The sequence below is a fragment of the Niveispirillum sp. FG148 genome (assembly GCF_057809655.1).
In genome coordinates this window covers 154,084-168,449 of the sequence record NZ_JBMDKJ010000001.1, presented here as the reverse complement: position 1 = coordinate 168,449, position 14,366 = coordinate 154,084, and the positions used below count along the sequence as shown (strand labels likewise).

Genomic DNA, 14,366 nt, shown 5'->3' with positions numbered 1-14,366 from the left:
CATGCGTAAAGTGGGAAAAGGGCTGTTGCTGGGCGCGGCCCTGGCATCGGGTTTCATCCCGGTGCAGGCGGAAACGCCAGCCCCGGCCGATTACAGCGTCGACAGCAGCTGGCTGTGCCGGCCCGGCCGGAACGACGCCTGTGCGCAGGATCTGTCCGCCACCGTCATCCGGGCCAATGGTGAGATGGCGCGGGAGGAGTTCAGGCCGGCGGCGACCCCCGCCATCGACTGTTTCTATGTCTATCCCACCGTGTCGACCGATCCCGGCGGCAACAGCGACCTGAATGCCGGCCGGGAAGAGACCTTCGTGGCCCAGGTGCAGTTCGCCCGGTTCGGGGCCCAGTGCCGCACCTTCGCGCCGCTGTACCGGCAGGCCACCTTGACATCCCTGCATGCCCGCATGAATGGCGGCGCCGGCCCGGCGGCTGACCGTGCCCTGGCCTATGGCGACGTGCTGGCCGCCTGGCGCCACTATATGGCGCATGACAATAACGGCCGCGGAATCGTCCTGATCGGACACAGCCAGGGGGCGGCTGTGCTGCTGTCCCTGATCAAGGCGGAGATCGACGGCAAGCCGGTGCAAAAGCAGCTGGTGTCCGCCATCCTGCCGGGCACCAACGTCGTCGTGCCCGATGGTGCGGATGTCGGCGGGTCATTGAAGCATATCCCGGCCTGCCGTGCGGCTGACCAGACCGGCTGTGTCATCTCCTACGTGTCTTTCCGGGACAATGTGCCGCCCACCAGCGCCGGCCTGTTCGGGCGGGGGGTGGAGCCGATGACCATGCAGGCCTTCCCCAATGCCCACGCGCTCTGCAGCAATCCCGCCAGCCTGGGCGGCGGCTCGGCACCGCTGCGCAGTTATTTCCAGACCGATTTTGGTGCCTGGGCGCAGGCCGGCTTTGCCTGGACGCAAAACGGGCAGCGGATTGAAACCCCCTTCGTCACCACGCCCGGCCTGCTCAGTGCCCGCTGCGTCACCGACGGGCCAAACAGCTATCTGGCCGTGCATGTGGAGGCGGGCAAGGACGATGCGCGCACGCAGGATGTCCCGGGCGATGTCGTCGTGAATGGCCGCCCTTTCCCCGACTGGGGGCTGCATCGCATCGACATGCATATCGCCATTGGCGATCTGGTCGACGTGGTGGGTCGTCAGGCCGCCGCCTTTACCGCCGCCAAGCGCTGAGAAGGGGGCAGACCATGACGGCGACAGCATCAAGCAGTTCCACCACCAGGGTCGCGGCCACGGCCGGGGTCGCGGCATCCATCGAATGGTATGATTTCTTCATCTACGGCACCGCCGCCGCCCTGGTGTTTCCTTCACAGTTCTTTCCAGCCGACCTGCCAGCCTTCGCGGCGCAGATCGCCGCCTTCAGCACCTTTGCGGTCGGCTTCATCGTGCGACCCCTGGGCGGCATCGTCTTCGGGCATCTGGGCGACCGATACGGCCGCAAGCAGGCCCTGTCCATCGCCCTGCTGATCATGGGCATTGCCACCACCGGCATCGGTCTGCTGCCCACCTATGCGCAGGCCGGCGTGGCAGCACCGCTGGCGCTGGTGGTGCTGCGCTTTGCCCAGGGGCTGTCGGTGGGTGGGCAATGGGGCGGGGCTGCCCTGATGGCCATCGAAAGCGCCCCCGCCCACCGGCGCGGCTTCTATGGCAGCTTCGTGCAGATCGGCGTGCCCGTTGGGCTGGTGCTGGCGAACACCGTCTTTCTGCTGGTCAGCGAGACAGTGTCGTCCGATGCGTTCCAGTCCTGGGGCTGGCGGGTCCCCTTCGTACTGTCGGTGGTGCTGGTGCTGATCGGTACCTATGTGCAGCGGCGACTGGAGGAACCGGACGAATTCGACCGGACCGCCGCCACCAGGCCCGATCAGGACCGCGAGTTGCCGCTGGCCAAGGTGCTGCGCGACCATCTGCCCGATGTGCTGCTGGCCGGCGGCGCCTTTGTCGCCAACAACACCTGCTTCTACATGGCCATCACCTATATCGTCGCCTATGGCACCGCGACCCTGGGCATCGCGCGGGAGACCATGCTGCTGGCGGTGATGTCGGCCAGCGGCATGATGCTGCCGGTACTGATCATCTGTGGCGGCCTGTCGGACCGGTACGGGCGGCGCGGCATCTTCCTGATCGGCGCGGTATTGAGCGGGCTGTGGGCCTTCGCCCTGTTCCCGCTGGTGGAAACCGCGTCGACGCCGCTGATCATCCTGGCCATTGCCGTGGAGATGCTGTTCATCAGCATGATGTACGGGCCGCAGGCGGCCCTGTTCGCGGAACTGTTCCCAGTCGATGTGCGCTATTCGGGCGCGTCCTTGGGCTATCAGGTCGGTTCCGTGGTCGGCGGCGGCTTTGCACCGATCATCGCCACGGCGCTTTACGCGCATTACCAGTCGACCCTGTCCATCTCCCTCTACCTCTGTGCCATGTGCGCCGTGTCATTCTTCTGCGTCGTGGCGCTTGGCCGGCGCGCCAGCCGCGCTACCGCGTGGAGCAAGGCATGATGCGGGCGACACGACGAGAGCTGATGCTGGGACTGTGCGCCGGCGCGACGCTGCCGGCCTTCCAGGCCCTTGCCGGAACCAGGTCCTGGCTGACCAAGGTGAACAAGCGATGGATCCTGTCGGAGGCAGAGGCCGTCGGCTGGCACAGGATCAAGGACGAAATGGGCCCGGCCCTGACCGGCAATGCATCCTGGCAGCACTTCATGACGTTCCTGGAAACACGACTGGCGGCATTCGGCTGTGTCGACATCCAGCGATCCGCCTGGAATTTCACGCGCCGCGAAAGCAGCATCTGGCCGGACGACAGCCGATGGGGTCTGGTTTCGAACGGTCGCGCCATCCCTGCATCAAATTACGGCGCCAGCTGCGGGTTCACCGGACCCGCGGGTGTGACGGCACCTCTGCTGCTCTGGGACCCGATTGCCCAGCCCGATGTGACGGGGCGGATCGTCGTCTTCCGCCCCGTCCCCCGGCCCGAATTGCGCAGCGCCTTCAGCAACAGCGACTATGAGGACACAACCCCCTTCGACAGCTGGCCGGTGGAGGGGCGTACCGTTCCCCAGGCCCAGGATGGCACCGGCTCCATCTCCCCCGTGGTCTGGGACGAAATGACCGCCACGTCCACCTTCGTCCGCGAGATCGCAGCAAGACAGCCCGCCGGGGTAATCTTCGCCACCAACCTGAACCGGGCGTCCGCGGCGGGTTTGTATACTTTCCCGGTGCCCGACCATTATGGCTTCCCATCGCTCTATCTGGACCGCAGCAGCGGCGATCAGGTCATCGCGGACACCAAGGCAGGCGCCCAGGCCTGCATCCGCGTCGAGGGGGTGGAACAGGACGCCCAGGCATACCAGCTTGTCGCCCGCCTGCCTGGCCGCGACCATGGCACTGACAGGGACCGGCAGATCCTGCTGCGCACCCACACCGATGGTCCGTCGATCAGCCAGGACAATGGCGCCCTGGGGCTGCTGGCTGTCATCCGCTATTTCGCGAACATTCCGCGCCGCGACCGACCTCGCACCCTGCTTCTGGAACTGGATTGCCGGCACTTCATGCCGGGCGCTGAAAAGCGCTGGGAAGGGCAGGATTATTTCGCCAAATATCCCGATGCACGCAGCCATGTCGTGGCCCTGGTCGCCATGGAGCATATGGGCCAGATCGAATATGTCGCCGACGGCGAGGAGATCAGGCCAAGCGGACGGTCATTGCCGACATGGATCTATTCAAGCGCCGATCCGTCCATGATCGATGCCGCCCGGCAGGGCGCCATCGACAATAATATCAGATCAGCTGTCATCCGGTCGCCGGGCCGGCCGGGCCGGCATGGTGCGTCGCAAGGGCTCTGGTATGGCATGTCCAAGCACGGGCCAGCCCTGGGGCTGGCCACCTACGGCCTGCAGGGTGATCTTGGCGCCTATTGGGCCTTTTCAGGAAGGCTGGACCGTTTCGACGCCAGATCGTTCTGCCGGCAGGTCGGCATGTTCGCACAGTTGACCGGTTTTCTGATGACCGCTTCCTGACAGCCCCCGGTCCTCAGCAATCATCGGCCCGCGTGAGGCCCCGGCTGCGGCGCAGCAGCAGCAGCGCCGCGATGCCCGACGACAGGGCCACGATGGACATGGACCAGCCCACCATCTGTGGATCGCGGAACAGGTAATCCGTCAACAAGGCGGTCATCGCCGTGCCCACGGCCAGCCCCATGATCACATTGCAGAAGGAAACCAGCGCCGTCCCGACCCCGCGCATCTGGTTGGGGATCACGTTCTGCAGAACCGTGATGCCGACAGTGCCGCTGATGGAGGAATTGAAGATCCATACGCCAAACAGCGCGATGGCGATGCCGCCACTGCCGGCCAGCGCAATGCATCCTCCCGTCAGCCCGACCGCCACGGCCAGCATGGCAACCGACAGCCGCCCCCGGTTGCCACCGCGACTGGCATGCCGGTCACTCAGCAGACCGCCCGCAATGGTCCCGGCCCCGCCGATGATGATCGACGCGATGCCCAGCGATCCGGCAATGTCGCCGGGGGAATAGCCAAAGCGGCGGGTCAGCAGGGACGGTATCCAGTTCTGGATGGCGAAATCCCCCGCAGAGATCAGCGACACGGCCAGATAGAGCGGCAGCAGCAGACCGGCCCGGCTGCGAAACTCCCTCAGCACGGCGCGCAGGTCGGGAATATGGGTCGGCTCGTCGGCATGCACGCGACGTTCAGGCTCACGCAATGTCAGCAGCAGAGCCGCCGGCGCCACACCCGCCAGACCCAATATCAGCAGGACCGACCGCCAGGGTGCCAGCCCGTCCAGCAAGGGGCCGATCAGCGGCAGGGCCGCCAGACCCCCGCCATTGGCATATTCCAGCAACCCGCCCCCGATGACGATGGCCGCACCGCTGCCCACGGCCATTCCCGTCAACAGGCAGCCGATGGCCAGCCCACGGCGATGCGGCGGAAACAGGTCGGCAATCATGGAGACAGCGGCGGGCGCAAAGGCGGCCTCGCCAATGCCCACCCCGATGCGGGCGGCAAACAGGGTGCCGAACCCGTCGGCATAGGCGCAGGCGGCCGTACACAGGCTCCAGGTCACCACGCCGGCCAGAATGACCAGCCGCCGCGCCATCATATCGGCCAGGCGACCGAACGGCAGGCCCGCCACGGAGTAGATCAGGGCGAAGGCCAGGCCCTGGACCAGCGCCACCTCCGTATCCAGCAGCTTCAGGTCGGCCCGGATCGGATCGACCAGCAAGGACAGAACCAGACGGTCGGAATAGGACAGCACCGCCACGATGAAAAAGACCAGCAGGCTCCACCAAGCCAGCAGCGGGGACGGCCAGGCGCTGCCTGGCGCCTGGTCGGTTGCAGTCAAAACACTCATTACCGCTCACTCCAGGGGCGCAGGTCGATGGTCAGGCTGCTGGGCTGGTCGGGTGTACGGGCGATCGTCCAGACATCCCCCTTTCCATATTGGCGGAAGGTGCCCGCATCGGCCCCGGCCAGGGAAATCCGCAGCCGGTGACCCTTGCGGATCAGGGCCGCAACGGGGAAGGTCGGGAACGCCACCTCCACCACCTGTCCCGGCGGGACCGGCTGCGCATCGGCGCGGTTATAGGTCACGGCGGGTTCGGCCTGTACATAGGGCAGGCGCCCCGCCACGGCCCTGGTGCCGCGATGCATGGCCCGGAACAGGCCCTCCGTCAGATAGGTGACGCGCCCGTCCGGGGCCACGTCGCTGAGATAGGCGAAAAAGGCCGGATCGCCGGTCCGGCTGGCCACGAACAAGCGCACGGACGGCGTGCCCACCATCTCCATGTCCCGGTCGAAGGGCGCGCTGGTATAGGTCAGCAGCCTGGCGTCGGCCAAAGCGCGGTCGCCATAAGCCGCAGGCATGCCGATCTGTGTCGTCCAGCGCGTGGCCTGCCCCGTCGTGGCCGTATCATCGACCTTGTAGCTGTCACTGCCAGCCACGCCGGGAATGCCCCGGGTCAGCGCATTGCCGGGCGCAAAGTGGAAGGTCGCGCGCTTGACATCGGCGGGCGGCCATTCTGCCGTCGTGCGATAGACACCCGCACCCAGCACATAATAATGGATGACCCGCGTCACCGGTGTTCCGGCCCGCACATCGGCCAGGAACCGCGACATCATCTGCCATTGCGCCTCGGGCGCAGGCCGGGGCGTAGGATCGTCGGGCAGGAACGGATCGCTTAAACGCTCCCCATCATGGCTGTTGGGGCTGATCCAGACTTCCATGGGCACGCCGGGCAGGGATCGGTAGCGGGCCAGCACCCCCTCCGCTGTGCCGGCATCCATCCAACTGGCCCAATATTGCACCGGCACCTTCTGCTGCGCGATCCCGGCCAGGCGCGAAGCGGGGCTGCTGGCGAACATGCTGTAGCCATTCGCCCCCTTGTCGTCGCGGAATTCCGCCTGCCGATAATCATCCGGCTTCCAATGCCGCCGGGCCGCCATGGCCGCCCGCATGCGGCTGAAATCCCCGTCCTCATCCGTGGCCTGCAGACGCGGCCACAGCTTGGGGCAATCCTCCGCCCGCGCCATGCAATCCAGCGGCGTCTTCGGGTCCAGCGACTTGCCATAGTCGCGCAGCAACGTGTCGCCGCCCCACAATTCCATCATGAAGTCGTTGGCGACCCCGCCCGGCATGAAGAGATTGAGATAGGCGTCGAAATCGCTTTGCCGGATGACAGCACCGGAAAGACCAGCGGGCGATGCCGTCGCCAGATCGGCCGTGTCAGCCATGTAGGATACGCCGGTGGCGAAGACCTGCCCGTCCGACCAGGGCTGGGATTTCAGATGCGCGATCAGGCTGTCCATGTCGCGCACTTCATCCGGTCCCAGTTCGACCATGCGGTCGCCGAAGGAGGCGGTGGAGCCGCGCGTGTCGACGACCGCCACGACATAGCCTTCATCCAGAAGGCGCGCGTACCGTCCGCCTTCGCCATGCTGGTACAGGTTGGCGCGGCCATAGCGGGTCTGGATCAGCACGGCGGGATGACGGCCGCCTGCGGCCATCGTCTTGGGAAACCACAGGCTGACGGCCAGTTGCACCCCATCCTGCATGGGCAGGTAGTAGGAGCGGTCGGACCAGCCGGCCGGCCGTTCCGCCACGGCGGCGGCGGCCGTCGGCACCGCACCGGGCACCTGGGCGGCCAGCAATGCCGCCCCCAGCATCAGACTTTTCACCACTCGCCGGCGTCTGGCGGTTCCATGATCCGCCGCTGACGTCCCTCGCCTCATCTTCCTGTTCCCTTGGCTTTGTTGCCTTCAGCGGGGCGCAGCTTTGACAATTGTCGTCCCGGCCCCTACGATAAATGAGACTGATCTCATTTTTATAAATTGGCAAGGGGAACATCATGGCACCCAGGGCTTTCGTTGCCGGGCTGGCGCAGGAAACCAATGTCTTCGGCCCGCTGCCCACGGGCCTGCGCAGTTTCAGCGGGCGGTTTTCCGTGCCAGGGCGTTGCGACGATGGCGCGCCCCCGTTCCCGGAATCGCTGCTGCTGGGCGGCCGGCGGCGGGCGGCGGACGGGCTACTGGATCTGGTGGAAGGGCCTACGGCCGGGGCGCATCCGGGCGGGCTGGTCACCCGCGTCGCGTATGAGGCGCTGCGCGACACCATCCTGTCGGCGCTGTCAGCAGCCTTACCCGTGGATATCGTCGCCGTGCACCTGCATGGGGCAATGATGGCCGACGGCTATGATGATTGCGAAGGGGACCTTTTGGCGCGAATCCGGGACCTGACCGGCCCCGGCTGCGCCATCGGGGCCATGATCGACCCGCATGCCCATGTCTCCCACGCCATGGTGCGGGCGGCTGACATCCTGGTCGCCTATAAGGAATATCCGCACACGGATTTCCGCGAACGGGCCGAGGAGGTCTGGGACCTGCTGCTGGCCACGCAGGCCCGCCGCATCCGCCCCGTCACCGCCCTGTGGGACAGCAGCACCATCGGCATCTTCCACACCTCCCGGCCCGATATTCGGGCGCTGGTGCAGGAGATGCAGGCGATGGAACAGGACGGGCGCGCGCTCAGCGTCTCCCTGATCCACAGTTTCCCCTGGGGCGACGGGGTGGATTTCGGCACGCGCGCCCTGGTCACCTGCGATGGTGACGGGGCCCTGGCAGATCGGCTGGCGGCGGCTCTTGCGCGACGGGCCCGGACCCTGGCGATGGAGACCGACGGTGCGACGGTGAGCCTGGACAAAGCCCTGGCCTGGCGGGCGGAGGACCGGGCGCCCGGGCCCTATGTCCTGGCCGACAGTGCCGACAATCCCGGTGGCGGGGCCGCAGGCGACAGCACCTTTGTCCTGGCCCACCTGCTGGCGCGCGGGGTAGAGGGGGCCTGCATTGGTCCGCTCTGGGACCCGCAGGCCGTCGCCATCGCCCTGGAAGCGGGGATCGGCGCCCGGTTGGCCCTGCGCATCGGCGGCAAGACGGGGCCGCTGTCCGGCGCGCCGGTGGATCTGACCGTGGAAGTGGTGGGGCTGAACCCGGCCGCGACGCAGGATTTCGCGGGCGAGGCCTTCCCCCTGGGGGCCGCCGTAGCCGTGCGCGGCCGGGGCATCGACATCGTGCTGGTCAGCGAACGCGACCAGGCGCGCGGACCCGACCTGTTCACCGGCCTGGGCGTCAGCCTGTCCGACAAGGACCTGATCGTGGTGAAGTCCAGCCAGCATTTTTACGCCGGCTTCGCGCCGCTGGCCCGCCGGGTGCTGTATCTGGATGGTCCGGGCAGTCTGCAGACCGACCTGACCGCCTATCCCTATCGCGCCGTCATCCGCCCCCGCTGGCCCCTGGACCCCGTGGGACAGGAGCCATGGGCCGTGACGGGGCCGGATTGACGGGTCAGTCCCGGAACCGGGCGGGTGATACCAGCGGCAGCCAGCCGCCGGTATCGAACCCCGGATCAGTGCCGGTGATCAGCGCGGCGGCCAGGGCGGCGGCGGCAGGTGCCGTCTGGATACCAAAGCCCCCCTGCCCGGCCAGCCAGAACAGCCCCGGCACTGCCGGATCGAAACCGATCACGGGCTGTTCATCCGGCGCGAAGGTGCGCAGGCCGGCCCAGGTGCGCTGCACGCGGGTGATCTCCAGATCCGTGACATTCTGAAAATGGTCGGCCGCGACGGCGATGGCCATGTCGTCGGCATAAGCGTCAGACGGAGGAGTCGGTTCCGCCTCTGCCGGGGACAGCATCAGCTTTCCCCCTTCCGGCTTGAAATAGAACCGTCCTTCCATGTCCGCCACCATCGGCCAGCCGCTGACATCAACACCGGTCGGCCCGTCGATGATGGCGGCACTGCGCCGCTTGGGAACCAGACCAGGATCGATGGCGCCGAACAGCCCCGCCACCTCGCCGGCCCAGGCACCGGCCGCATTGACGATGAAGGGGGCCTGAAAGGTGCCGGCCGGCGTGTCCACCTGCCACACGGCCCCCACCCGCCGCGCCGCCCGGGCGGCAGCGGCGGTGAAAAGCCGCCCGCCCTGCCGGCGCAGGTGCCGCAGATAGGCCGTCTGCATGCCATGGACATCCATGTCCCGGGCTGTCGGCTCATGGTAGGCCCAGCGCAGGCGATCCGGCTTCAGGGCTGGCAGCAGCGCCACCACCTCCTGCGGGGTCAGCCGGGGCAGGTAGTCCAGTTCGGCAAAGGCCGCCTGTCCGACATCGTCGAAGGTGACATATAGCAGGCCGCGCGGGCTCAACAGCCCCATATCCACCCCTGGCACGCTGCCTTGCGTGAACAGGGTCCGGCTGTAGGCCGTCAAGGCCCGGACAGGCCCCACCCCATAACTGTCCACGAAGATGGCCGCCGACCGCCCGGTCGCGTGATAGGCCGGATGCTCCTCCTGCTCAAGAACACAGGTGTCACCATGGCCGGACAGCAGGGCGGCCGCGGAAAGGCCGGCCATGCCGGCGCCGATAACCAGAAAGTCGCAGGTGATAAGGGTCATGATGGTCGCGTACTCTTCAAGGGTGGCGGCCCCATCCTGGCACAGCACAGGAGTGGCTTGACAAAGTCATAAATTAAATATGATCTCATACTCAGTTTTTAACTCCACACAAGCCCCTTTCATCAAAGGGGGCAGCCTGAAAGCGAAGATGCATGACGACGAAACCGCTCTCGCCCTCCGTTCCTGCCCTTTCACGTCGCTTCCTGATGGGCATGGCCGGGGCCGCCGCCATGGCCAGCACCGCCCCCGTGGCAGCGGCCGCGACCAGCGTCAATGACCGATCCGCCGCCATTGACGGCATCATCGACAGCGCCATGCGCAAGGGCGGCTTTCCTGCCATGGTCGTGGCCGTGGAACAGGGCGGTCAGGTGATCTATCGCCGCGCCTTCGGTCTGGTCGATGTTGAGAACGGCGTGGCGGCAACGCCCGACCATGTCTTCCCCATCGGGTCGGTGACCAAGACCATGACGGGTCTGGCCCTGATGCAGTTGGTCGCTGCGGGCAAGCTGGGCCTGGACGATCCGGTCGGCCGCTACGTGGACGGCCTGTCGCCACCGGTGGCGGGACTGGCCCTGCGCCATCTGGCCGACCATACTTCCGGCCTGATCGGCTATCTGGATGTCCCAGGCTTCCCGCGCGACAGCCAGAAGCCCTTCACGCGGGAAGAGGTGGTGGCCGCCTTCAAGGACCTGCCCCTGCAATTCACCCCCGGCACGCGCTGGAGCTACACCAATTCCGGCATCTATTTGCTGGGACTGGTGATCGAGAAGGTGTCCGGCCAGTCTTACGCGGATTACCTGGCCCGCAACCTGTTCTCGCCGTTCGGCATGGCGCGCAGTTCGATGGAAGGCTGGGGCGCCGTGATCAAGCAGCGCGCCCATGGCTATATGGCCAGCCGGGGCGGACTGCGCAATGCGCCCCGCTATGACCCGCTGATGCCCTTTGCGGCGGGGGCCGTGCAGTCGACCGTTGATGACATGCTGCGCTATCGCCGCGGGGTGTTCGGCGACGGGCCGACCACCCTGCAGGTGCGCGACCTGATCCAGCAGCGGGAACGGCTGTCCAGCGGCACCCTGCTGCCCTATTCCATGGGCTGCCTGGCCGTCACAGAATTCGAAGGGCATCGGAAGCTGGGTCATCCCGGCGATATTTTCGGCTTCTCTTCCCAATATGCCTATTATCCCGACGATGACGTAACCATCGTCATCCTGTCCAACCTGCAAGGCAGCCCGCTTTCCATCGTGTCGGTGGAACAGAAGGTGGCGCGTGCCGTCCTGGGGCTGCCGCAGCCGGTCGCCGTCGACAAGCCGCTGACGGAAAAGGAGGCCAAACGCTTCGCCGGCCGCTTTGAGGTGGGCGAGTTGCGCTTCGCGGTGGACCAGATGCGGTTCTTCTTCCGCGATGGCGCCCTTTACGTCGCCTTCGGCGCCCAGGCGGGGGACGAGGAAGGGTTGCCGCTGCGCTATCAGGGCGGGGACCTTTTCGTCTCCAGCCTGGATGACGAACACCGGTTCCGTTTCCAGGGCACGGGCACCAAGCGTCAGATGCTGATGTCCTATTATGGCAGCGTGTTCACCGCCACCGCGCTGTGACACCCACGGTCAAAAAGTTTGACCGTGGGTAGGGCAGGACCCGGCGCCTGCGGGGACAGCATGAGGGGGCGTGGCCTATTGCGAGCGGCCGCGCCCCGTCACCGGCCAGATATCCACCAGCATGTCGCCGCGCACGACATGCAGATGGTCATAGAGATTGACCGTCGGGTCGCAATGCGGGGTCATGCAGGTCAGGACAGCGCCGATGGACAGGTGCTGGGCGGTATCGGCAAAGCTGACGCGCCCCTGCTCATCCCCGAAAAAGGCGTAACGGGCGCCGGCCGGCGCACCGTCCAGGATGACGGGCACGCCCGTCTCCGTCGCAAACGCCTTGCAGCCGGCATCAGTCGTGCACTGGCCGGGGACATTGGCGCTGATCACCGTCGTCTGCACGAACAAAGCCGTCTGAAACGGCACGGGCTCCGCCCTGTCCGTCCAGATATCGGCATATTCGCGGTCCATGAAGATATAGGAACCGACCTGCAGCTCTGTCAGCACACGGAAGGCCGGGTCGATATCGAAACTGCCCGTGCCGCCGCCGGTGACGATCGAAGGCGCCAGTCCGGCCGCCGTCAGGGCGTCGCGCAGCGCCTTTGTCAGGGACAGGGCATCGGCCAGCACCTGCCGCCGCGCCGCCCATCCGGCCACATGCATGGCATGACCGGCATAGGCCTGCACGCCCCGGAATTCCAGGGACGGCGCCGCCGCGATGCGACGGGCCAGATCAAGGCCTGCGGACACAGAGGTCACGCCCGTCCGATGCTGGCCCACATCCAGATCGACCAGCATGCCCAGCCGCAATCCGGCGGCAGCCGTCGCGTCTGCCAGGGCCGCGACATTGTCCGGATGGTCCGCGACAATCATCGTGTCGGGCGCCCGGCGCAACAGCCCTATCAGCCGTTCGATGCCTTGTTCCGTGACCACGGGGGATGTCAGCAGCAGTCCGCCGATCCCCTGCCCGGCCAGCGCTTCCGCCTCCCCCAGCTTGGCGCAGCATTGGCCTACGGCACCGGCCGCCAGCTGCCGCCGCGCGATCTCCGCGCTTTTATGCGTCTTGGCATGGGGACGCAGGGCGACACCCTGCTGCCGGGCCGCTTCCGCCATGGCATGCAGGTTGGCCTCGAACCCGTCCAGGTCCAGAACCAGGGCCGGGGTGTTCAACCGGTGCCGCGATCCCGCCTGCCCGATCAGCGCCGCATTGACGGGGCCGGTCATGGCGATGTCGCCATGCGCGCGAAGGACAGGAACATCAGGAAGCGCGACACGGCCTGGATGTCCGCCGCCCGGTAACGGATGGTATAGGCGTCGATCCGCGCCACCTCCGGCAGATAGGACAGCCATTCGGCCACAAAGCGGGTGCGCAACCGGATATCCAGGTCGATGGGCCCGTCGATACGGAAGACGGGGGCCTGACCGACCAAGGAAACAGCCTGTGCTGTCGCATCACGCAGGCGCGCCAACGCGACCGACAGCGCGGGGTTCAACGCGGAATAGCTGCCATAGGCCTGTTTCAGTACGGCGCCGGCCAGATGGTCACCCAGCAGCCCCCTGGTCTCCGCCACACCGACATCGTCGCTGGCAACCATCAGCACGGGCACGCCATGGGCGCCGGCCAGGGCGGCGCTGATCACCGCTTCACTGGCCACCGCACCGTTCAGGCGGATCTCGTGGATGAATTCGCTGCTCATCGTGTGCGACAGCACGCCGTTCGGGTTGGTGCCGCCGGCATGATAACCGACCAGGAAGCAGCCATCGAAGCGGCCGATCTCGATCCCCTGCATCATGCCCAGCGGCCGGGGCCAGGACCGGACAAGCTGCACATAGTCCGGCAAGGCCTCCATCTTGATATTCTGACCGTTGCCATGGCTGTCGCTGACAATCACCTCCGTGGCGCCGGCGGCGTACGCCGCCTCGCACACGGCGATGGTGCTCCGGGTCATCCAGTCGCGCGCAGCTTCATATTCGAACCCGCCGGGGCGCGTATGCTCGCGGCTGACGACGCCGCAGATGCCTTCGATGTCGGCTGAAATATAGAATCTCATGACGGCTTCCGGCTTGTCCGGGTTGGGGCCAGCCAGTCGGCGAATGTCGCCACGGCGGCAGGCAAGTCCGCGGGTGCCGGCTGGTCGGGATGCAGCACGCGCAGCCAGATCAGGCTGACCGCGTCGGCCACCCCATCATCATCCATCCCCAGCCCGGTCAGCAGTTCATGCAGTTCCGGGTCGGGATAGATCACCAGCCGCCGCACCAGTTCATCCATCATGCCGCCCAGGAAATAGGCGGCCAGCATGGCATTCCCCGTCTCCTCCCCGCGGCGCCGGCGCACGCCTTCGGCAATACGGCGATACCAGGTGCTGTTGGCCGCCTGGGACAGGCGGGAGAATTCCGGCGCCTCGTCCCCGACCTGCAGGATGCAGCGCATCAGCCCCGCATTGGCCCGGCACACGGCAACCCAGCGGCGATTGGCCAGCTGGATGGACTGGAACGCAGAACGACTGCTGCTCCCTTCCCGCGGGGTCTCCAGCTTGAAAAAATTGTTCAACAAATCCGTCAGGACCGTCAGGGTCACATCCGTCTTGTCTTTAAAGTATATATAGAAGGAACCCTCGGCAATCTCAGCAATCTCAGTAACGTCCGCAACACGGAGCGCATGATACCCCTTCTTCTCAAGGGCCTTCGCTGTGGCAATCTTTATCCTTTCCCGTGTTCTCTGCCCTTTTTGTTTTGGAGGGTCATCACGGTAGGCGGATTCCAGGTACTCTATATAGGATACGTTCATAATTTATCTTTGCCGGCGCGCTTTTCCGGCATC

The 14,366-nt window shown here is 66.3% G+C and carries 11 protein-coding genes and 1 pseudogene; 5 read left to right on the top strand and 7 right to left on the bottom strand.

Translation table 11 applies throughout. The features are described 5' to 3' along the window. The first annotated feature begins 1 nt into the window (after position 1). Genes ACODTW_RS00725 through ACODTW_RS00715 form a run of 3 tightly spaced genes read left to right on the top strand, consistent with a single transcriptional unit; the run spans position 2 to position 4,022 of the window. On the top strand, positions 2 to 1,183 hold the full coding sequence (locus ACODTW_RS00725; protein ID WP_488943945.1) for a DUF3089 domain-containing protein: 1,182 nt from the start codon (positions 2 to 4) through the stop codon (positions 1,181 to 1,183). Between the two features lie 14 nt (positions 1,184 to 1,197). After that, positions 1,198 to 2,502 (top strand): MFS transporter, encoded by a 1,305-nt coding sequence (locus ACODTW_RS00720; RefSeq protein WP_488943944.1) that lies wholly within the window; start codon positions 1,198 to 1,200, stop codon positions 2,500 to 2,502. Further along, entirely contained in the window at positions 2,499 to 4,022 is a 1,524-nt protein-coding gene (locus ACODTW_RS00715) for a hypothetical protein (protein ID WP_488943943.1), read from the top strand. The genes ACODTW_RS00720 and ACODTW_RS00715 overlap by 4 nt, the downstream gene beginning before the upstream one ends. Before the next feature lie 13 nt (positions 4,023 to 4,035). On the opposite strand, the gene ACODTW_RS00710 is transcribed toward ACODTW_RS00715, so the two are convergent. Together ACODTW_RS00710 and ACODTW_RS00705 are read right to left on the bottom strand one after the other, a co-directional pair. Further along, the gene (locus ACODTW_RS00710; protein WP_488943942.1) at positions 4,036 to 5,373 is read right to left on the bottom strand and encodes an MFS transporter; all 1,338 of its coding nucleotides are present in this window, start codon (positions 5,371 to 5,373) and stop codon (positions 4,036 to 4,038) included. Further along, positions 5,373 to 7,196 (bottom strand): CocE/NonD family hydrolase, encoded by a 1,824-nt coding sequence (locus ACODTW_RS00705; protein WP_488943941.1) that lies wholly within the window; start codon positions 7,194 to 7,196, stop codon positions 5,373 to 5,375. Before ACODTW_RS00705 ends, ACODTW_RS00710 begins: the two co-directional genes overlap by 1 nt. A 170-nt stretch (positions 7,197 to 7,366) precedes the next feature. Here ACODTW_RS00705 and ACODTW_RS00700 point away from each other — a divergent pair, with 170 nt between their 5' ends. Continuing rightward, positions 7,367 to 8,854, top strand: coding sequence for a M81 family metallopeptidase (locus tag ACODTW_RS00700; protein WP_488943940.1), 1,488 nt, complete (start codon positions 7,367 to 7,369; stop codon positions 8,852 to 8,854). A gap of 4 nt (positions 8,855 to 8,858) precedes the next feature. Here ACODTW_RS00700 and ACODTW_RS00695 read toward each other — a convergent pair whose 3' ends face one another. Then, a complete protein-coding gene (locus ACODTW_RS00695) occupies positions 8,859 to 9,962 on the bottom strand; it encodes an NAD(P)/FAD-dependent oxidoreductase (RefSeq protein ID WP_488943939.1) in 1,104 nt (367 codons plus the stop codon). Positions 9,963 to 10,114: 152 nt separating this feature from the next. Between ACODTW_RS00695 and ACODTW_RS00690 the strand changes: the two genes are divergently transcribed. Then, positions 10,115 to 11,554, top strand: a complete 1,440-nt coding sequence (locus tag ACODTW_RS00690) for a serine hydrolase domain-containing protein (RefSeq protein WP_488943938.1) — start codon at positions 10,115 to 10,117, stop codon at positions 11,552 to 11,554. Between the two features lie 75 nt (positions 11,555 to 11,629). Here the strand turns inward: ACODTW_RS00690 and ACODTW_RS00685 are convergent, their stop codons facing one another. The 4 genes and pseudogenes from ACODTW_RS00685 to ACODTW_RS00670 form a co-directional block, all read right to left on the bottom strand. Next, positions 11,630 to 12,769, bottom strand: a complete 1,140-nt coding sequence (locus tag ACODTW_RS00685; RefSeq protein WP_488943937.1) for a DSD1 family PLP-dependent enzyme — start codon at positions 12,767 to 12,769, stop codon at positions 11,630 to 11,632. Further along, on the bottom strand, positions 12,766 to 13,596 hold the full coding sequence (locus tag ACODTW_RS00680) for a M55 family metallopeptidase (protein ID WP_488943936.1): 831 nt from the start codon (positions 13,594 to 13,596) through the stop codon (positions 12,766 to 12,768). Before ACODTW_RS00680 ends, ACODTW_RS00685 begins: the two co-directional genes overlap by 4 nt. Continuing rightward, positions 13,593 to 14,123, bottom strand: a complete 531-nt coding sequence (locus ACODTW_RS00675) for a hypothetical protein (protein WP_488944182.1) — start codon at positions 14,121 to 14,123, stop codon at positions 13,593 to 13,595. The genes ACODTW_RS00680 and ACODTW_RS00675 overlap by 4 nt, the downstream gene beginning before the upstream one ends. A 9-nt stretch (positions 14,124 to 14,132) precedes the next feature. Continuing rightward, positions 14,133 to 14,333, bottom strand: a pseudogene (locus ACODTW_RS00670) (TetR/AcrR family transcriptional regulator); the annotation flags it as partial. Positions 14,334 to 14,366: the final 33 nt, after the last annotated feature.

Excerpts from the sequence above, each read along its gene's own strand:
- ACODTW_RS00725 (WP_488943945.1), top strand. The coding sequence starts at position 2 with ATGCGTAAAGTGGGAAAAGGGCTGTTGCTGGGCGCGGCCCTGGCATCG.
- ACODTW_RS00720 (WP_488943944.1), top strand. The coding sequence starts at position 1,198 with ATGACGGCGACAGCATCAAGCAGTTCCACCACCAGGGTCGCGGCCACG.
- ACODTW_RS00715 (WP_488943943.1), top strand. The coding sequence starts at position 2,499 with ATGATGCGGGCGACACGACGAGAGCTGATGCTGGGACTGTGCGCCGGC.
- ACODTW_RS00710 (WP_488943942.1), bottom strand. The coding sequence starts at position 5,373 with ATGAGTGTTTTGACTGCAACCGACCAGGCGCCAGGCAGCGCCTGGCCG.
- ACODTW_RS00700 (WP_488943940.1), top strand. The coding sequence starts at position 7,367 with ATGGCACCCAGGGCTTTCGTTGCCGGGCTGGCGCAGGAAACCAATGTC.
- ACODTW_RS00695 (WP_488943939.1), bottom strand. The coding sequence starts at position 9,962 with ATGACCCTTATCACCTGCGACTTTCTGGTTATCGGCGCCGGCATGGCC.
- ACODTW_RS00690 (WP_488943938.1), top strand. The coding sequence starts at position 10,115 with ATGACGACGAAACCGCTCTCGCCCTCCGTTCCTGCCCTTTCACGTCGC.
- ACODTW_RS00685 (WP_488943937.1), bottom strand. The coding sequence starts at position 12,769 with ATGACCGGCCCCGTCAATGCGGCGCTGATCGGGCAGGCGGGATCGCGG.
- ACODTW_RS00680 (WP_488943936.1), bottom strand. The coding sequence starts at position 13,596 with ATGAGATTCTATATTTCAGCCGACATCGAAGGCATCTGCGGCGTCGTC.